Source organism: Micromonospora sp. NBC_00898 (assembly GCF_045207895.1).
GTDB lineage: Bacteria > Actinomycetota > Actinomycetes > Mycobacteriales > Micromonosporaceae > Micromonospora.
In genome coordinates this window covers 5980961-5999861 of record NZ_CP108775.1, presented here as the reverse complement: position 1 = coordinate 5999861, position 18901 = coordinate 5980961, and the positions used below count along the sequence as shown (strand labels likewise).

16 protein-coding genes are annotated in these 18901 nt (G+C 71.4%); 7 read left to right on the top strand and 9 right to left on the bottom strand.

The annotated features are described in order from the left end of the window. Positions 1 to 294: 294 nt before the first annotated feature. Positions 295 to 1827 (top strand): hypothetical protein, encoded by a 1533-nt coding sequence (locus OG799_RS29140; protein ID WP_406039541.1) that lies wholly within the window; start codon positions 295 to 297, stop codon positions 1825 to 1827. A gap of 169 nt (positions 1828 to 1996) precedes the next feature. On the opposite strand, the gene rplI is transcribed toward OG799_RS29140, so the two are convergent. From rplI to rpsF, 4 genes are all read right to left on the bottom strand, one after another. Further along, positions 1997 to 2443, bottom strand: a complete 447-nt coding sequence (gene rplI / locus OG799_RS29135) for a 50S ribosomal protein L9 (protein ID WP_406039539.1) — start codon at positions 2441 to 2443, stop codon at positions 1997 to 1999. Between the two features lie 14 nt (positions 2444 to 2457). Beyond that, complete coding sequence (rpsR, locus tag OG799_RS29130) at positions 2458 to 2697, bottom strand: 30S ribosomal protein S18 (RefSeq protein WP_013289355.1); 240 nt, start codon at positions 2695 to 2697, stop codon at positions 2458 to 2460. Positions 2698 to 2738: 41 nt separating this feature from the next. Next, on the bottom strand, positions 2739 to 3272 hold the full coding sequence (locus OG799_RS29125) for a single-stranded DNA-binding protein (RefSeq protein ID WP_186832304.1): 534 nt from the start codon (positions 3270 to 3272) through the stop codon (positions 2739 to 2741). A gap of 81 nt (positions 3273 to 3353) precedes the next feature. Continuing rightward, entirely contained in the window at positions 3354 to 3644 is a 291-nt protein-coding gene (rpsF, locus tag OG799_RS29120; RefSeq protein WP_074315517.1) for a 30S ribosomal protein S6, read from the bottom strand. Positions 3645 to 4304: 660 nt separating this feature from the next. Between rpsF and OG799_RS29115 the strand changes: the two genes are divergently transcribed. Continuing rightward, on the top strand, positions 4305 to 5096 hold the full coding sequence (locus OG799_RS29115) for a deoxyribonuclease IV (RefSeq protein WP_406039535.1): 792 nt from the start codon (positions 4305 to 4307) through the stop codon (positions 5094 to 5096). Beyond that, a complete protein-coding gene (locus OG799_RS29110) occupies positions 5093 to 7198 on the top strand; it encodes a hypothetical protein (protein ID WP_406039533.1) in 2106 nt (701 codons plus the stop codon). Before OG799_RS29115 ends, OG799_RS29110 begins: the two co-directional genes overlap by 4 nt. An 18-nt stretch (positions 7199 to 7216) precedes the next feature. Here OG799_RS29110 and OG799_RS29105 read toward each other — a convergent pair whose 3' ends face one another. The 3 genes from OG799_RS29105 to OG799_RS29095 all read right to left on the bottom strand — a co-directional run bounded on the left by OG799_RS29105 (position 7217) and on the right by OG799_RS29095 (position 12426). Continuing rightward, entirely contained in the window at positions 7217 to 8887 is a 1671-nt protein-coding gene (locus OG799_RS29105; protein ID WP_406039531.1) for a glycosyltransferase family 87 protein, read from the bottom strand. A gap of 120 nt (positions 8888 to 9007) precedes the next feature. Then, positions 9008 to 11764, bottom strand: a complete 2757-nt coding sequence (locus OG799_RS29100) for a transglycosylase domain-containing protein (RefSeq protein ID WP_406039529.1) — start codon at positions 11762 to 11764, stop codon at positions 9008 to 9010. Positions 11765 to 11961: 197 nt separating this feature from the next. Beyond that, the gene (locus tag OG799_RS29095) at positions 11962 to 12426 is read right to left on the bottom strand and encodes a DUF5318 domain-containing protein (RefSeq protein ID WP_406039527.1); all 465 of its coding nucleotides are present in this window, start codon (positions 12424 to 12426) and stop codon (positions 11962 to 11964) included. Positions 12427 to 12599: 173 nt separating this feature from the next. On the opposite strand from OG799_RS29095, the gene OG799_RS29090 reads away from it, so the two are divergent. Together OG799_RS29090 and OG799_RS29085 are read left to right on the top strand one after the other, a co-directional pair. Further along, complete coding sequence (locus OG799_RS29090; protein WP_406039525.1) at positions 12600 to 13238, top strand: PadR family transcriptional regulator; 639 nt, start codon at positions 12600 to 12602, stop codon at positions 13236 to 13238. Positions 13239 to 13261: 23 nt separating this feature from the next. Further along, positions 13262 to 14341, top strand: a complete 1080-nt coding sequence (locus OG799_RS29085) for an inositol-3-phosphate synthase (protein ID WP_406039523.1) — start codon at positions 13262 to 13264, stop codon at positions 14339 to 14341. Between the two features lie 80 nt (positions 14342 to 14421). Here the strand turns inward: OG799_RS29085 and OG799_RS29080 are convergent, their stop codons facing one another. Further along, positions 14422 to 14901, bottom strand: coding sequence for a methylated-DNA--[protein]-cysteine S-methyltransferase (locus OG799_RS29080; RefSeq protein WP_406039521.1), 480 nt, complete (start codon positions 14899 to 14901; stop codon positions 14422 to 14424). Between the two features lie 101 nt (positions 14902 to 15002). On the opposite strand from OG799_RS29080, the gene OG799_RS29075 reads away from it, so the two are divergent. Then, entirely contained in the window at positions 15003 to 15524 is a 522-nt protein-coding gene (locus OG799_RS29075; protein WP_406039519.1) for a SigE family RNA polymerase sigma factor, read from the top strand. Continuing rightward, positions 15521 to 16621 carry a hypothetical protein gene (locus OG799_RS29070; protein ID WP_406039517.1) on the top strand — a complete coding sequence of 367 codons (1101 nt, stop codon included), beginning with the start codon at positions 15521 to 15523 and terminating at the stop codon, positions 16619 to 16621. Before OG799_RS29075 ends, OG799_RS29070 begins: the two co-directional genes overlap by 4 nt. A gap of 102 nt (positions 16622 to 16723) precedes the next feature. Here OG799_RS29070 and OG799_RS29065 read toward each other — a convergent pair whose 3' ends face one another. Further along, positions 16724 to 18775, bottom strand: a complete 2052-nt coding sequence (locus OG799_RS29065) for a S8 family serine peptidase (RefSeq protein WP_406039515.1) — start codon at positions 18773 to 18775, stop codon at positions 16724 to 16726. Between the last annotated feature and the right edge of the window lie 126 nt (positions 18776 to 18901).

The window sequence follows — 18901 nt, the reverse complement described above, 5'->3', positions numbered from 1 at the left end:
CGGGGGCCAACGATACGGAACCCGAGGTCAGCCACTCAACAACGCCGGTGGACGAGCCTCGGGACAACCTGTGGACGCCGGTGCACAGGCATGTGCGCAGGGTGTGCACAGCATGTGGACAACAGCTGGGGAATTCCGGCCGGGAGGCCCCTGGCCTGCGGTTATGCAATCCCCAGCCTGTGGACGGAAGATTTCGGGTCGAGCCTTGAGGCCGATCGTCCCGTACTATCTCAGCGAACGGCTACACCTGGACAGCGGATTGCACTTTCGGTTGAGAAGGGTCACGCTCCGGCCGTGAGTTACCGGGACTGGGGAAGCGGGGAGGGCAGCCCGCGCGAGCGCCAGCCGATCGCCCCGTGGGACGATCCCGCCGAGTCGCTCCCGGTCGACCCGTACGCGTCCGAGCGTTACCGCACCCCGAGTCGTCGCCGCGCCATCGAGCGGGGCCAGCAGGAGCCGGTCGACACCTACCTTCCCCGCTGGGCGCTCGAGTCGGGGGTCAGCCACGCGGACGGCGGGGGCCGGCATGCCGTCCCCGATGACGACGACCTCGGCCGCCCGCGTGCGGACGACGGGTGGCGCGGGTCCGTCGACACCGCCTGGCGCCGGGAGCGCGAGCCGCACGCCATCGGGGCCGGCCCGGTCGGCGAGCACACCGCCGAGTGGACCCTCGACACACCCCAGGAGCAGGGGTATGTCGGGAGTCGGCGCGCCGAGTCCGCCGAGGACCAGCCGGTCTCCGGCGCCGCCCCGCGCAGCCGGCCACGGCGCGCCCAGGCCCGTCGGCCCCAGGTGACCTGGTCGAGCGTGGAGGACGCGGCCTCGTCCGAGGGGGCGCCCGACCGGTGGGACACCGGGCGGCCGACCTGGCGCAGCCGGCGGGCGGCGGATTCGTGGTCGCGGCCGGCGGAGGATTCCTGGGAGCGCGGCCGGTCCGTCCAACCGGATCCCGCCGACCAGCCGGCCGTCGACCCGTGGGACGCCTCCGGGGTGCACGCCTGGGACCGCTCCGCGACCGGCGGGCGGTGGGACCAGGCGGACGGTACGGGCCGCTGGGACCGGTCCGACCACACCGGCGAGTGGGACCGGTTCACCGACACCGGCCAGTGGGACCGGTACGGGGACACGGGCCGCTGGGACCGGTCCGCCGAGGTCGACGAGTGGGACCGGACGGTGCCGCCCGGGCCGCTGCGGGACCGGGGTGCCGAGGGGTGGTCGTCGGCCGGGCAGGCCGAGGGTTTCTGGTCCGGCACCCGGCTGGCCGGCGACGATCCGCGCTGGGTGGACGCGCCGCCGTCCGCGCCCCGGTCGCCGGTGGTCGCGTACACCGCGCCGCGCCCGCGTTCGGCGCCCCGGCGCCGCGTCGAGCCGGTGGACGCCGGCCATGGTGCGGGTGGGGCGTCGATCCGCCGGCGGGTCGAGACGAGCGGTGGTGGGTCGTGGAGCCGCCGGCTCGAGGACGACCTGCTGGATCCGGATCCGGGTGGGCCGATCCGCCCGCTGGTCTACACGGCCGCCTGTTACCTGGTTCCCGCGGTGCTCGTCTTCCTCTGGTTGCTGACGCTCAACGGGCAGGCGCCGCCGGGCTGCGTCACCGACATCACCGGTGGAGGGTGTGATTCCCCCCGGGCGCACGCCTTCGCCTCGCTGATCGCGGGGGCGCCCCGGTTCGGGCTGGCGCTGGTGAGCAGTCTGGTCATCGCGGTGCTGCTGCGCCGGGTCGGCACGACCTGGCGGTCGGCGACGGTGGCGCTGGCGGCGGCGGTGGTCGGTGGGGGCCTCTCCACGGTGATGATCAGCGCGGTGACCGGCCAGCCGATCGGCTGAGTGCCCGTCGGCGGGCCCGGCCGAGTGACGGCCCGGGCCGGTCGCGGCGCGCCCCCAGCCCCCGGGGTGCGGCCCCGACGCGGTCCGACGCCGGCCACCTGGGGCGTCGGAACGCGAGCAGGGCCCGCACCGTTTCCGGTGCGGGCCCTGCTCGTGGTGCTGGTGGGTGTCAGCCCTGGACGACGTGCAGGTCGAACTTGGCGGACACCTCGGGGTGCAGCTTGATCCGCACCGGGTAGCCGCCGGTCGACTTGATGTGACCGGGCAGCTCCAGCCGACGACGGTCCAGGGTCGGGCCGCCGGCCGCCTTGACGGCGTCGACGATCTCGGCCGGGGTGACCGAGCCGAAGAGCCGCCCGCCGTCGCCGGCGCGGGCCTTCAGGGTGACCTTGAGACCCTCGAGCTGGGCCTTGACCTCGTTGGCGTGGTCGAGGTCGCGGATCTCGCGGGCCGAGCGGGCCCGCTTGATGACCGTGACCTGCTTCTCCGCGCCCTTGGTCCAGGCGATCGCGAAGCCCTGCGGCAGCAGGTAGTTACGGCCGAAGCCGTTCTTCACCTCGACGATGTCGCCCGGGGCACCGAGGCCGGACACCTCCTGAGTCAGGATGATCTTCATGTCGGTGCCTCCTCTCAGCGGGTCGTGGCCGTGTACGGCAGGAGCGCCATCTCGCGGGCGTTCTTGACCGCGCGGGCGATCTGCCGCTGCTGCTGCGAGGTCACGCCGGTCACCCGTCGAGCGCGGATCTTGCCGCGGTCGGAGATGAACTTGCGCAGCAGCGCGGTGTCCTTGTAGTCGATGTAGGTGATCCCGTCCTTGTCGAGCGGGTTCACCTTCTTCTTCGGCTTGCGAAGTGCCGCAGCCTTGGCCATTGCACGTGCTCCTGGTTTGCGATCGCGGGCGCTCGGCGCCATTAGAACGGAGGCTCCTCGTCGAAGTTGCCGCCCGAACCACCGCGCGAGGGAGCCGGCGCAGCCGAGGCCCAGGGGTCGTCGAAGTTACCTCCGCCGCCACCCTGGCCACCGCCACCACCGGAGCCGAAGCCACCGCCGCCACCACCGGAGCGCGACATCTTCTGCACCTTCGCCGTGGCGTAGCGCAGCGACGGGCCGATCTCGTCGACCTCGAGCTCGATGACCGTGCGCTTCTCACCCTCGCGGGTCTCGTACGACCGCTGACGCAGCCGACCCGAGACGATCACGCGGGCGCCCCGCTGGAGCGACTCGGCGACGTGCTCCGCCGCCTGCCGCCACACGGTGCAGGCCAGGAAGAGCGGCTCGCCGTCCTTCCATTCGTTGGTGGTCTTGTCCATGAACCGGGGCGTCGAAGCGACCCGGAACTTGGCGACCGCCGCACCGGACGGGGTGAACCGCAACTCGGGGTCATCGGTCAGGTTGCCGATGACCGTGATGGTGGTGTCTCCTGCCATGACCATCTCCTCGCGCACTCATCAGATCCCGCCGTACAGACTCGCAGAGCCGTACGACAGAGCCGATGAGGCTGATCCGGACGAACCGGGGTTGAATGCTTAGCGCATCTCCGGCCGGATGACCTTGGTGCGCAGCACGGACTCGTTGAGCCGCAGCTGACGGTCCAGCTCGGCCACCGCCGCAGGCGTGGCCTGCAGGTCGACGACGGCGTAGATGCCCTCGGCCTTCTTGTTGATCTCATACGCGAGGCGCCGGCGGCCCCACACGTCGGTCTTCTCCACCGAGCCACCCGCGGTCCGGATCACGTTCAGGTACGTGTCGAGCGACGGGGCGACGGTGCGCTCCTCGAGGCTGGGGTCGAGGATCACCATGACTTCGTAATGACGCAAGACGTACTCACCTCCTGTGGGCTATGCGGCCACGGTCCTTCCGTGGCAGGAGGTCTGCGTCGTGGCCCGCTCCGGTGCCGGGGGGACCCGGCCGGACGCGGACAACCGGACCAGAATACCCGGTCCGGACGATCATGCCCGGGCCGGTCGGCAAGACCGGCCGGGCGCGGTGACAGGGGTCCACCGCCGGCGTCGAGCACCGAGGTGGACCCCTGTCCACGGGGCCGCGGGGCGTCCCGTCCGCATTCCTTGGGTGGGACCTGGGGAGGAACGACCACACCGATGAGGTTGGATCGAGGACGCCCCGCGGAGCTTTATAGTGTTGTCGGTTGATCTGACCATACAACGGCTCTCGTCACCTGTTGGGGTAAATGGAGGAATTTGCCCCGACCGCTTCGTCGAACGGTCGCCGGGTGGTGCGAGCCGGATCCCGCCCCGCCGCGCCGGGCCGCACGACGGGGCGAGCCGCTTCCGGGGGTTCAGCCGCCCGGGCCTGGTGTGGACCGCGCCCGGGTGGAGCGTCGAGCTTCGATCCCATCTCGGACAACGACCGCCCGCCCGCCGGGTGACGCGCCCGTCGCCACCCCCGCCGATCCGGTCGCCGCGACACCGTCGCCGCCGTCACCCCGTGCGTCGGTGGCGCGACGTAGGCTCCCGTGCATGCGAATCGGAGCCCACGTCGATCCGACCGACCCGCTGGCCGAGGCCGCCGCCCGCGACGCCGACGCCGTCCAGTTCTTCCTCTCCGATCCACAGGGATGGAAGGCCCCGAAGCCGCGGGAGGACGCCGAGCTGCTGCGCGGCGCGGACGTCGACCTCTACATCCATGCGCCGTACGTCGTCAACGTGGCCACGCTGAACAACCGGATCCGGATCCCGAGCCGGAAGCTGCTGCTGGGCCATGCCGCGGCGGCGGCGGCCGTCGGCGCGAAGGGGCTGATCGTGCACGGCGGCCACGTCAACGCCGGCGACGACCTGGCGGTCGGCTTCGACAACTGGCGCAAGACCTTCGCGTACGCGGCCGACTCCGGGGGCTTCCCGCTCCCGGTCCTGATCGAGAACACCGCCGGCGGCGACAACGCCTGCGCCCGACACCTCGACGCGCTGGCCCGGCTCTGGGACGCCCTCGGCGACTACGAGGTGGGCTTCTGTCTGGACACCTGCCACGCCCACGCCGGCGGCGAGGAGCTGCTGGGGCTGGTCGACCGGGTCAAGGCGATCACCGGCCGGATCGACCTGGTGCACGCGAACAACTCCAAGGGCGCCTTCAACTCGGGGCAGGACCGGCACGACAACCTCGACGGCGGCACCATCGACCCCGAGCTGGTGGTGGCGGTGATCCGCGCGGCCGGCGCCCCGGTCATCGTGGAGACGCCCGGCGGGGTCGACGGCCAGGCCGCGGACATCGCCCTCCTGCGCGGGCAGCTCGGCGCGGGAACGTCGGCGGCATGACCGCGAAGCAGTCGGACGCGACGGGCGGCGGGGCCGGCGCGAAGGCCGACCCCACCCCCGGCGCGGGCAGGGCCGCCGCCGGGACGGCCGACGACACCGTAGGGACCGCGCCGGACGCCACCGCCACCGGACCGGACGCCAAGGGCGCGGCCACCGGACCGGACGCCAAGGACGCGGCCAACGGGTCGGCCGGCAAGGACGGCGCCACCACCAAGGACGGCAAGGACGCCGCCGCGGGCAACGACGGCAAGGGGGGCGCCGCGGGCAAGGAGGGCAAGGGGGGCGCCGCGGGCAAGGACGCGGCCGCCGGGGGTACGGAGAAAGCCGACCCCTGGTCCGCCTTCGGCCCCGCCCCCGACCCGGTGCTCACCCGGACCCGCCGGGCGGTCCGCGCGGTGGGCCGGTTCCTGGTGCACGAGTGGACCCTGGCGGTCGTCGCCGCGCTGGCCCTGGCCGTCCTGCTGACCTGGCCGACGCTGCGCTACCCGCTCTACACCCTGCCGCAGGACTACTGGGACCCGAGCCTGCAGTCGTGGCAGATGGCCTGGTCCGGGCACATCCTGCTGACGGACCCGGCGCAGCTCTGGCAGTCCAACACGTTCTTCCCGGAGCAGTGGAGCTTCGCCTTCTCCGACACCCTGCTCGGGTACGCCCCCGCCGGCATGATCGGTACCGGCCCCGAGGCGGCGGTGCTGCGCTACAACATCATGTTCGTGCTGGCCCACGCGCTCGCCACGTTCGGGGCGTACGCGCTGGCGCGGCAGTTGGGCGCGGGCCGAATCGGTGCCGCGGTGGCCGGGGTGAGCTACACGTACGCCCCGTGGCTGCTGGCGCAGGCCGGGCACCTGCACATCGTCTCCAACGGCGGCATCCCGCTGGCGCTGGCCATGCTGGCCCGGGGACACGGTTGGTCGCTACGGTACGGCTACCGCCCGGCGCGTCGGCACGCCGGCTGGGCGTACGCCGGCTGGGTGGTGGCGGCGTGGCAGCTCAGCCTGGGGTTCGGGATCGGGTTGCCGTTCGCCTACCTGCTGGCCGGCATCGTGCTGGTCGCCGCGGTGACCTGGGCCGCCCGGCGCTGGCTGGTGCGGCCGGTGCGGCGACCGTTCGGCGGACGGCTGCTCGCGGCCGACCTGATCGGCGGCGCCCTCTTCGCCGCGGTGGGCGCGCTGCTGGCCGTACCGTATTTCAAGGTCGCCGAGCTGCACCCGAACGCGGAGCGGACGATCGGCGACATCGCCCTCTACTCGCCGCCGGCGAGCGGCTTCTTCACCGCGCCGGCGGAGTCACGGATCTGGGGTGGCCTGCACGAGGGGGCCCGGGCGCTGCTGCCCTGGCACCCGGAGATGACGCTGCTGCCCGGCTTCGTGCTCTACGCGCTGGCCGCCGGCGGCCTGTTCTTCTCGGTCTGGCGGGTGCGGCGCCGGCTGCTGCTGCTCGCCGGGGTGCTGGTGACGATGGTCCTGGCCATGGGGACCCGGTTCTTCGGCGGCACCTTCACCTATGTGCCGCTGTTCGAGTACCTGCCGGGCTGGAACGGGTTGCGGACGCCGGGCCGGATGATGCTCTGGACGACCCTGCTGCTCGGCCTGCTCGCCGCGGGCGCGGTCACCGCGTTCTGCGCCCGCGTCCGCGAGCTGGCCGCCGAGCGGGTGCCGTCCTGGCCGGGGCCCTGGATGCGGCTGGCCACCCTGCTGCCGCTGCTGCTGGTGGTCGTGGAGGGGCTGAACACCACCCCGCACCCGGTGGTGCCGGTGCAGCCGGCGGCGATGCGCACCGTGGACGGTCCGATGCTGGTCCTGCCGAGCAGCCAGAACCTGGATCAGCCGGTGATGCTCTGGTCGACCAGCCGGTTCCAGGACATGGTCAACGGGGGCAGCGGCTTCACCCCGGACACCCAGGCCCGGGTCCGCGAGCTGACCCTCGGTTTCCCGGACCGGCCCAGCGTCGACTATCTGCGCACCCTGGGCGTCCGCAACGTGGTGATCCTGCGTGCCCAGTTGGCCGGCACGCCGTGGGAGCGGATCGTGGACAACCCGGTGGACGGGTTGGGCATCACCCGCGAGGAGGTCGGCGACGCGATCGTCTACCACCTCTCCTGAGAGTGCAGACCGGGCGGCTCAGGCGGCGGCCGGCTGAGCCGGTGACTCGACGGCTGCGGAGCGGTGCCGCCAGCGCAGGTACCAGGGGGCGTCGGGGGAGCCGTCGAGGACGCCGCCGTCCGGGTCGTCGGCGTAGGTGTGCCGGACGGCGTCCCGCTCGGGGTACAGGATGTCCCGGATCACGAAGCCGCAGAGCACCGCGACGGTGATCAGCCGGAGGCTGGCGGCCAGCACGAAGATGCCCTCGGGGAAGACCGGCCGACTGGTCGCCGAGCCGAGCAGTTCGCCGTAGAAGGCGGCGAAGTAGCAGACCTCGGCGATCTGCCAGGCGAGGAAGGCGCCCCACCGTGGCCGGGCGAGCACCGCGAGCGGGAGCAGCCAGAGCACGAACTGCTGGGACCACACCTTGCTGAAGATCAGGAAGGCGGCGACCACCAGGAAGGCGAGCTGGGCCAGCCGGGGCCGGCGCGGCGCCAGCAGCGCCAGCGCGCCCACGCCCAGGCAGGCCAGCCCGAAGAGGGCGTACGACACCCAGTTGAGGGCGGGGATGTTGGCGTTCAACCAGTCGAACGGCCCCTGGTCGGGGCTGACCTTGCCGTCGAGGTAGCGGCCGATGTACCAGAGGGTGCCCCAGTCGATGGGCCGGGTGGTGTTCAGTTCGAAGAATCTGCCCCAGCTCTCCCGATAGGGCAGGGCCACCGGCAGGTTGACCGCGACCAACACCGCCACCGCAGTGGCGATGGCGGTGACCGCGGCGTGGATAGGACTGTCACGCAAGCGCTGCACGATGCGCTGCGCATGGACCTGAAGCAGGCCAAGAAGCCGTCGGACAGCTGATGGCAGGCTAATGACACGCCGCATGATCCAGGACCTTGGAATGTCCAAGGTAATGGCTGGGACTCTCGTCCTCACCATGGTCTTTCGAGTGGGGCGGATCCGCCCGGCCCGGACCGCGAGCACCAGGATCGGCCCGAGGATGAACAGCGGCCACATCTTCGCCGCACCGCCGAGCCCGAGCAGCACTCCGGCCAGGGCGGGTCGTCGGCGCGCCCAGGCCAGCAGCCCGAAGGCGGCCAGCCCGACGGCGAGCAGGTCCCAGTTGACCGTGGCGGTGAGCACCAGCGCGGGCGCGAGCGCGAAGAGTGCCGCGTCCCAGGGTCGGCGTCGTCGTAGGGCGAGGATCACCCCCACCGTGGCCACCGCGAGCGCGCTGAGCACCAGTGCGTTCAGGTTGTAGAACCACTGGCCCTGGTTGATGCCCGGGTCGTCCGCGCCGAGGGCGTGCACCGGCAGCCCGAGCGCCCCCATGAAGTACCCGGTCAGCACCGGGTACTCGACCGGATGGTCGGCGTAGGGCACCTTGCCCTCGTTGAGTCCTTCGGCGTAGTAGAGCGCCAGCACGTCCGTGTAGCACATCCGGGTGTACTGGACGTTGTTCTGCCAGGCGCCGTCCTGGCAGGGCGACTTCTGCACCCAGTGCAGGGCGAGGGTCAGGCAGACCAGGGCCAGCACGATCCGGGCGGCCGTCCAGAAGCGCCCCTCCCGGCCGGCGGGTCGGTTCAGCGCGACCGCGTGGTCGCCCAGCGGTCCGCCGATCAGTTCGGAGACGCCGCGGACGAGGCCGTCCGAGCGGGACGGGTGGTCGGTGGTCCCGGCGTCGTCGATGCCTGCCGTCGACTGGGTGCTCATGGAGAGGAATCCTGCCGTACGGCAGGGGTCGGCGTCGCGCCTCGACCGCACAATTCCGTACGCGGATACGCCGACGACGGCCGGACGTGGGTCCGGCCGCCGTCGGCGGGTGCGTGGAGATCAGTACGTCTGGCGTGGTGGTGTGGTCGGCAGGATGCCTCCGCCACCGCCACCGCCGCCTCCGCCGGGTCGCGGGTCGAACGGGTTGGTGTTCCCGCCGTTGCCGTTGCCGCCACCGTTGACCGGGCAGAACGGGTTCAGCGGGTCCGGGCAGCCCGCTGGCACGGGCGGCGCCGTGGGCGTCGGGGCCTCGCCGTTGCCGGATTCCGGGTCGCCGACGTGCGCGGCCTCCGGGAAGTCCATCTTGTCCTTGCCCTTGAGCGCGTCGTTCATGAACCGCTGGAAGATGGCACCCGGCATGCCGGCACCGCTGATCTTGGCACCGCCCTTCGTCTTGATCGGCAGACGGTTCTTGACGTTGCCGACCCAGACCGCGGTCGCGAGCTGGGGCGTGTAGCCGATCATCCAGGCGTCGCCGTTCTCGGTGGTGCCCGGCTTCTGCTCCCAGGTACCGGTCTTCTCGGCCACCTTGCGGCCGTTCTCGAGCTCGCGGTGCGACGACTTCGCCGGGTACTGCTCCAGTACCGAGGTCACGTCGCGAACAATGTCCTCGTCGATTCGCTGCACCGGCTTGACCTGCTCACCGCCCAGCTTCCGCCACCTACCGGTCTGCTGGTCCTGCTTCTCCACCAGCTTCACGAAGTGCGCCTTGATGTACTTCCCCCCGTTGGCGAAGGTGGCGACGCCGTTGGCGTGGTCCAGCACGGTGATCGGGTACTGGCCGTAGCCGACCACGTGGAAGAAGGGCGCCGGGGCCAGGTCCTTCGGGTCTTCCTTGGTGAGGTCGTGCGGCTTCGCCGGGTTGGTGTCCGTCTGCCACATCATCGTGACGCCGGCGTTCCTGGCCATCTCGACGACCTTGTCCGGGCCGATCTCCTGGGTCACGTAGTAGAACGGCACGTTCAGCGACTTCAGCGTCGACACCTCGAGGGTGCAGGAGTTGTGGCAGGACGGGTCGTCGAAGCCGGCGTTGCTGACCTTGAACTTGGTCCCCTCGGGGGTGAACGCCTTGCCCTTCCACCGGGACTCGAGGGACTTGCCGGCCTTGAGCGCCGCGGCCAGCGTGTAGATCTTGAAACTCGAACCGGGCGAGTGACCACCGCTGACGACGCCGTTGTCGTAGTTCTTGCCGGCGTAGTCGGTGCCGGTGCCGTTGTCACCGCCGTAGTAGGCACGCACCCCGCCGGTCTTGGGGTCGATCGACACCACGGCCGCCATCAGGTTCTTCGGCTGACCGTCGAGCTCGGAGCCCTTGGTGGCGCGCTGGGCCGCCTCGAGCGCCGCCTTCTGCACCTTGGTGTCGATGGTGGTGGTGATCCGGTAGCCGCCCTTGCTGAGCGCCTGCGAGCAGAGCGGTATGTCGTCGGTGACCTCGGCGTCGTTGTCGGTGCAGAGCTTCTTCTCCCGCATCTCCTGCGCGACATAGTTGATCACGTTGCCGTACGGCGTGTTGACGCCGAAGTCGACGCCGACGCCCTTCGAGTTGGGCTTCTTGAGCGTCTTGGTCGGGTACTCCGTCGGGTGGGGCTGCTTGCCCGACGCGTCCAGCCAGCCCTCGGTGATCATGCCGCTGATCACGTAATTCCAGCGGTCGAGGGCGGCCTGCGGGTTGATCGCCGGGTCGTAGCCCTTGTGAGTGGCGCTCGGCTCCGGTTGCTTGATCAGCGCCGCGAGTACCGCGGCCTCGGCCACGGTCAGCTGGTTGGTGTGCTTGCCGAAGTAGGTCTGGGCCGCCGCCTCGATGCCGTACGCGCCCCGCCCGAAGTAGACGATGTTCAGGTAGTGCTGCATGATCGTCGGCTTGTCGTACTTGTCGTTCAGCTTGGAGGCGAGAATCGCCTCCTTCAGCTTCCGGGCGTACGTGTCCTGCTTGAGGTTGTCATAGGCGTTGCGGGCGTACTGCTGGGTGATGGTCGAGGCGCCCTGTTTGTCGCCGCCGGTGAAGTTGTTCCAGGCGGCCCGGGCGATGCCCTTGTAGTCCACGCCGGAGTGCCGGTAGAAGTTCCGGTCCTCCGCCGCGGCGACCGCGTCCTGCACCCACTGCGGAATGTCCTTGATGGCGACGAAGGCTCGGTTCTCCGCACCGACCTTGGCGATGATCTGCTTGCCGTCGCCCGCGTAGATGGTGCTGGCCAGCGGCGGGGTGGTGTCCTCGGGGAGGATGACGTTGGTGGAGTAGTAGGTGAAGCCGACCACGCCGATGCCGGCGAGCATGATGAAGACGGCGAAGCCGGCGATCAGCATGTTCATCCGCCGGCGCTTCTTCGCCCGGGTCGCCGCGCCCGGGTCGTCACCGCGACCGCCGCGACCGCCCCGGCCGGGACCGTTCGGCCCACCGGGACCACCCGGGCCGCCGCCCGCCATGCCCGGGACCCCGGCGCGGGCCACCGCGGCCCGACCGCCCACCGCCGCCGAGCCGACACTCGCCCGCCCGGCCGTGCCCACCGCGGCCGCGCCGACCGTGGCGCGGCCCGCCGGACCGCCCGGGGCCGGGGAGACCGGCACCGAGGCCCGTCCGGCGCCGGCCCGGCCCACCGAGGCCGAGCCCGCCGTGCCGCTGCGCGGTGCCGGGGCCGCGCCGCCGACCGAGGCCCGTCCGCCGGACGCGGACCCCCGGGGCGGTACGGAGGCGCGGGCCGAGGCCCCGCCCTCCGGGGCGGATGACCAGCCGTTTCCCTGCGGGCTCCCACCGGGGTCGCCGTTAGGGCCCGGGATCTGGGCCCGCCCACGCGAAGAACTGGGATCGCCGTAGTTCATTCCTCACACCCTGCCGGTCGCGGTGGGGCGCGGAAGCGCCGCCACCGGGTTGCCGTGAGCCGGACCACGAGACGCTACACCCCGGGCGTGCCGGGGCGCAGGCGTGGAATCCGAAGCAATCGGACTAATCAGACGTCGAAGCTGTCGGTCCGCCCACCCGTCGTCAACCGGGCCGGGGTCGGCCGATACAGCTGGATTCACCGCTGCGCCTCTCGCCTTCGACGAGGGGTGGAACGGTTCGGGGTGGACGAACCACTCACCGCGCCCTGCTCCGACCCGTCATCCGTGCCGCCGGCCAGCCCGTCCCGGCCGAGCAGGAACTGCTCGATGAGATGGTTCCAGTCACAGCCGAGGCACACCTCCACCACGAAGACCTGGAACTCACGCAGCGTCATCGCCAGGACGGGCAACTCGGCCCGGGTACGCGCCTGGCCGGCGGACTGCTTGAGCTCGTCCCCGTAAATGTAGTGGACGTGGATGAGGTTCTCGCTGCGGCAGATCGGGCAACGCTCGTCGGTGGGCTCGCCGTGGAACCGAGCGGCGTTCTTCAGGTACGGCGAGGCGTCGCAGACGTCGTACGTGCCGACCCGGCCGGCGTGCAGCTCGCGCAGCACCGCTCGCTTCTGGAGCGAGTAGTCGACGACCTGGCGAGACGTACGCATGCGGCAAAGGGTACGCGGTCCGGCCGGACGAGGCGACCACCGTGACAATCCGTGACGATGGCACTTCGGAACGGGGGTTTGCCCCGATCATGGGACTCCGCTAACGTGCGATGTATCGGTCCGATACATCGCGGCGGTTACCGCTCCGCGCCGGGGGTAAGAAGGGGTGGCCCGTGCTCGAGTTCGCCATCCTCGGCCTCCTGCAGGAGGCTCCGATGCACGGCTATGAGCTGCGCAAGGAGTTGACCGCCAAGCTTGGCGCGATCCGGGCGGCGATCAGCTACGGCTCGCTCTACCCGACCCTGCGCCGGCTGCAGGCGGCGGGCTGGATCACCGAAGCCGCCGAGACACCCGCGACCGCCGAGGAGGTTCCCGCGCTGACCAGCCGACGCGGTCGGGTGGTCTACACCATTACCGCGGAGGGCAAGGAACGCTTCGCCCAACTGATAGCGCAGGCTGGTCCCGAGACGTACGACGACACGGGCTTCGGCGTGCACTTCGCGTTCTTCGCCCGGACCGACCAGGCCACCCGGCTCCGGATCCTGGAAGGTCGTCGTCGAAAGATCGAGGAGCGTCGCGAAGGCCTTCGCGACGTGCTCGGCCGGGCAGCCGAGCGCCTCGACGCGTACACCCTGGAACTGCAGCGCCACGGCCTCGACGCCTGTGAGCGTGAGGTCCGCTGGCTGGAGGAGCTCATTGCCAATGAGCGCTCCGGCCGTGCCCCGACCGTCCCGCGAGCCGGGACAGCCGGCGGCCGACGAGAAGACAACAGCCCGCCCCCGCCTGGAGCGTCCAGGAAAGAGCGGCCGTGATGAAGAAGAAGGAGGCAGACGCTATGGGCTCCGTCCGCGTCGCCATCGTCGGTGTGGGTAACTGCGCCTCGTCCCTCGTGCAGGGCGTGGAGTACTACCGGAACGCCGACCCGAACGACCGCGTCCCGGGTCTCATGCACGTCACCTTCGGCGACTACCACGTCTCGGACGTGGAGTTTGTCGCGGCGTTCGACGTGGACGCCAAGAAGGTGGGCATGGACCTCGCGGAGGCGATCGTCGCCAGCGAAAACAACACCATCAAGCTCTGCGACGTGCCGCCGACCGGCGTCAGCGTGCAGCGCGGTCCGACCTTCGACGGCCTGGGCCAGTACTACCGCGAGATCGTCGAGGAGTCGGACGCCGAGCCGGTCGACGTGGCCAAGGCGCTGCGCGACGCGCAGGTCGACGTGGTCGTCTCCTACCTGCCGGTCGGTTCCGAGCAGGCCGACAAGTTCTACGCCCAGGCCGCGATCGACGCCGGCTGCGCGTTCGTGAACGCCCTGCCGGTCTTCATCGCGTCCGACCCCGAGTGGGCGAAGAAGTTCGAGGACGCGGGTCTGCCGATCGTCGGCGACGACATCAAGAGCCAGGTCGGTGCCACCATCGTGCACCGCGCGCTGGCGAAGCTCTTCGAGGACCGCGGTGTCGAGCTGCTGCGCACGTACCAGCTCAACTTCGGCGGCAACATGGACTTCATGAACATGCTGGAACGCACCCGCCTGGTCTCGAAGAAGATCTCGAAGACCCAGTCGGTGACCTCCCAGATCCCGCACGAGATGAGCAAGAGCGACGTGCACATCGGCCCGTCGGACCACGTGCCGTGGCTCGACGACCGCAAGTGGGCGTACATCCGCCTGGAGGGTCGCTCCTTCGGTGACACCCCGCTCAACGCCGAGCTCAAGCTCGAGGTGTGGGACTCGCCGAACTCGGCCGGTGTGATCATCGACGCCGTCCGGGCCGCGAAGATCGCGCTGGACCGCAAGATCGGCGGCCCGATCCTGTCGGCCTCGTCGTACTTCATGAAGTCCCCGCCCAAGCAGTACGCCGACCACGACGCGCACGCCGCCGTCGAGGCGTTCATCAAGGGCGAGGTCGAGCGCTGACGCGCTGACCAGCAGCACCGTCGAGGGCCGGGTCCGCACGGACCCGGCCCTCGCGCGTGCGGTGAAGACCTCGGCGTACGTCAGGACCAGGCGCGTTGCAGGGCGAAGCGGGCCTCCAACTCCAGCAGCGTCACCTTGCGCGGCAGGCCACCGCCGAAGCCGACCAGCTTGCCGCCCGCCCCGACGATCCGGTGGCAGGGCACGATCACCGGCACCGGGTTCCGGTTGCAGGCCACCCCGACCGCCCGCGCCGCGCCCGGCTCGCCGACCGCCCGCGCCACCTCGCCGTAGGTGAGCGTCTCGCCGTACGGGATGCGGGTCATCTCCCGCCAGACCGCCCGCTCGAACTCGGACCCCCGGCGGGCCGCCACCGGCACGGTGAAGTCGGTCAGCTCGCCGGCGAAGTACGCCCGCAGCTCGGCCACCGCCCGACCGGCCAGCGCGTCGACGGGCTCGTCGGTCGCCGACTCCACCCGCCCGAAGTGCGCCCCGCGGACCGCCTCGTCGTCGGTGGCCACGGAGAACTCCCCGATCGGCGAGTCGAGGACGGTCCAACGCATGGGGCCCATTCTGCCGCCCGGCACCGACACCGGATCACACCCGTGGCCGCGGTGAGGCAAAGTTCCCCCGACCCCGTGCGTCTGTAGTACGGAGGTGGACGGTGGCAGAGGTCATCGACGGGGAGTTCACCGCGTTCGTCAACGAGCGGGGTGACGCGCTGCTGCGCGTCGCGTACGCGCTCGCCGGCAACCAGCACGCCGCGGAGGACCTGCTCCAGAACGCGCTGGCCAAGGCGTACGCCCGGTGGCCGAAGATCCGGGGCGACGCGGAACCGTACGTGAGACGGATCCTGTACCACGACCAGGTCTCCGGCTGGCGGCGCCGGGCGCGGCGCTCCGAGGTGCCGGTCGCGGTGCTGCCGGAGCGCGTGGCGGCCGGCGACGGCGGTCACGACGCGGACCTGCGGATGCTGCTGCGCGAGGCGCTGCTGACCCTGCCGCCCCGGCAGCGGGCCGTGCTCACCCTGCGCTACCTGGAGGACCTCAGCGTCGAACGGACCGCGGCGATCCTCGGCTGCCGGGCCGGCACGGTGGCCAGCCAGGCGTCCCGGGCGCTGGCGAAGCTCCGGGAGCTGGTGCCCGCCCTCGACGAGCTGACCACGCGTTCGGAGGTGAAGCGATGACCGGGCCGGTGGAGGACGCGCTGCGGGTGGCCGTACACGATCTCGCGGACGGGGTCCGGCCGGTGCCCGACCTGGCCGTCCGCGCGCTCGGCCGGGGCCGCCGGCTGCGGCGGCGGCGCCGGGCCACGGCGGCGGGCGCCGCCCTGGTCGCGGTCGTCGCCGTCGCCCTGCCGTTCGTGCTGCTTCGCCCGCAGCCGACGGCGCCGCCCACCACCCCGCGCCCCACCGCGACGGCGACCCCGCCGGCCCCGATCCGGCCCAAGCCCGGCCCGGACTGGTCGGCGAAGCCGCTGGTCCTGCCCGGCGACTGGGTGGTGACGGGGGGCACCTTCGTCAACGGGCCGGGCAAGGGCTTCGTGCTGGACCGCAACCGGGGCCGCTACCTGACGGCCGACGGGTACGACGGAGTCTTCCCGGCGCCCGTCGGCTCGCTGACCGCGGTGACGGACGAGGACCGGCCCCGCCAGATCGGCCTGGTTGACCTGGCCACCGGGAAGACCCGCTGGTACGAGGTCGGCCGGGCGCTCTCCCCCCCGACATGGTCGCCGGACGGCCGCCGCCTGCTCCTCACCACCCACCAGCTCGACCACTTCGGCTTCATCGTCCTTTCGGCGGACGGCATGAAACGGACGTTCCGGGTGGACGAGAAGGGGTACTTCTGCACCGACTACTGCGACTTCACCTGGAGCCGGGACGGCACGGAGGTGGTGCTCCCGCAGACCGGCGGGTCCGGCCACGACGAGTCGGTCCGGGACCTCCGACGGGGCGTACAGCTCTTCTCTGTCGACGACGGGCGGCCGACCCGGTTCGTGCCGGTGCCCGGCGACCCCGCCGGACCGTGGGCCTGGTCGCCGGACGGCAAGCTGGTGGTGGTCCAGGGGCAGCACGATCCGCTGCTGGTCGAGACGGACACCGGCCGGGTGGTCCGCACGCTGCCCAGCGCCGAGGTGGTCTGGATCTCCGCCGACCGGCTGCTCTACCGCCGGCCGTACGGCGCCCGCGACGTCGTCCTCGCCGACCTGACCGGGCGGGAGCTGGTCCGCCAGCCACTGCCGAAGGAACTGGTCGAACGCGAGATCACGGTGGCGCCCCGCTGAGCCGACGGTGCCCGCCGCGCCGCCGTGCGGCAGCTCGGAAGCGACGAGCCCGCCCGGACCGCCCGAGGGCGGCCTGGGCGGGCTCGTCCGTGCTCGACCGGCCTAGAGGGCCTCGACGACGAACTTCTCGCCGACTCCGAGACCCAGGGTCTCGCTGTTCCAGTCGATGGTCCGGCTGGCGATCAGCTGGCTGGTGCCGGCGCTGCCCGCGGTGACCGCCTTAAGGTTCGCGTTCGCTCGCAGGTAGATCGACCCGTCCGGGTTGTAGTCCAGGAAGTCGAACACCTCCCAGGCGCCGATCGACGTCCCCCGGGCGATCAGCGGCTTGGTACCAGCGCTCTCGGCGGTGACGAACCTGCTGTTCACCAGCGCCCGCAGGCCGAAGTAGCCGTCCCCGAGGTTGACGATCTCGAACTTCTCCCAGGCCCCGACGGTCGTGGCCCGAGCGATCAGTGGCAGGGTGCCCGCCTTCTCCGCGGTGACGAACTTGCCGCTGGCGACCGACTTGATGCCGACCACCGGGGCCGGGGCATCGAAGTCGAACTTCTCCCAGGCACCGATCGTCGTCCCACGGGCGATCAGCGGCAGCGTGCCCGCCTTCTCCGCGGTGACGTACCGGCCGTTGATGTTCGCCTTCAGGCTCACGGTGCCGTCGGTGTTGTTGATGATCTGGAACTTCTCCCAGGCGCCGATCGCCGTTCCACGGGCGATCAGCGGCTTGGCGCCCGCGCTCTCCGCGGTCACGTACTTGCCGTTGACCTTCGCCCGCAGCCCGACAAGGCCGCTGCCCGCATCGACGACGTCGTACTTCTCCCACGGCCCGAGGGCGGAGCTCCGGGCGATAAGCGGTTTCGTGCCCGCGCTCTCGGCCGTCACGAACTTGCCGTTGATCCGCGCCTTCAGGCCGTACGAGCTGCGGGCGGACTGGACGGCACCGACGTGCAGCAGCCGGTCCATCGACCCCATGGTGTCGTGCACGGCGCCGCCGGTGCCGGTGGTGACGATGCTGTCGCGCACCTGCTGCGGGGTCCAGCCGGGGTTCGCCTCGAGCAGCAGCGCCGCGGCACCCGCCACGTGCGGGGAGGCCATCGAGGTGCCGCTCATCGCCACGCTCCCGCTGGTGGTCCCCATCGCCGCGGAGACGATGCTGACCCCGGGGGCGAAGGTGTCCAGGCAGCGGCCGTAGTTCGAGAACCAGGCCCGGAAATCCACCTTGTCGGTCGCGCCGACGGTGATGGCCGTCGGCACGGCCGCCGGCGAGAAGCCGCATGCGTCCTGGTCGCTGTTGCCGGCCGCGATGGCGTAGGTGATGCCAGAGGCGATCGAGCGGGCGACCGCGTCGTTGACGGCCTGGTCGATCACGGAAACGCCGAGGCTCATGTTGGCCACGGCCGGTTTGACCGCGTTCGTGGTGACCCAGTCGATGCCGGCGACGACCTCTTCGCTCGTGCCGCCGGGGGTGCCTGCGCAGCCGAGCACCCGCACCGCGACGAGCTTGACGTTCTTGGCGACGCCGTACTTCGTGCCGCCGACGGTACCGGCGACGTGGGTGCCGTGGCCGTCGCAGTCCTGCGCCACCGCGTCGTTCTCGACGAAGTCGTAGCCGTAGCTGGCCCGCCCGCCGAAGTCCTGGTGGTTGATGTCGATGCCGGTGTCCAGGATGTACGCGGTGACGCCGGTCCCGGTGGTCGGGTACGTGTAGGCGCCGTTGGTCTTCGCCGTCGTCTGGTCGATCCGGTCCAGTCCCCAGGACGGCGGGTTGCTCTGGGTGTCGGTGGCCGAGTAGCGCTGGACCTGCTCGACGTAGGACACATCGGGATCGGCCGCCAGCCGCTCCGCCTGCCGCCGGCTCATCGCGGCGGAGTAGCCCTTGAGCGCCTTGGTGAACACGTGCCGGACCGAGCCGCCGTTGGCGGCGGTGAGCGCCGACGCGCTGGCCCGCACCTCGCTGGGGCTGGCCTTGCCGTCCTTCAGGACGACGATGTACCGGTCGGGCACGGCACCGGCGCTGTCGGCGCCCCGCACCGGTGCCCTGTGTGGATCGGAGGGGGCGGCCATCGCGGCGCCGCCGGTGCCGGCGAGCACGATGGACGTCGCGGAGGCGAGGGCGAACCCGGCCACCGCCGAGCGGCGAATCCTGCCACGGCGTTTCATTGAGAGATCTCCCCGTTTGCAGCAACCGTCCACCTCGGATGAGCGGACGAGCGATCGGAGCAGCCTCACCACACGGATGACCGGGAGGCTGACGGATGTCGCACCATCATGAATGACGACCGCCGC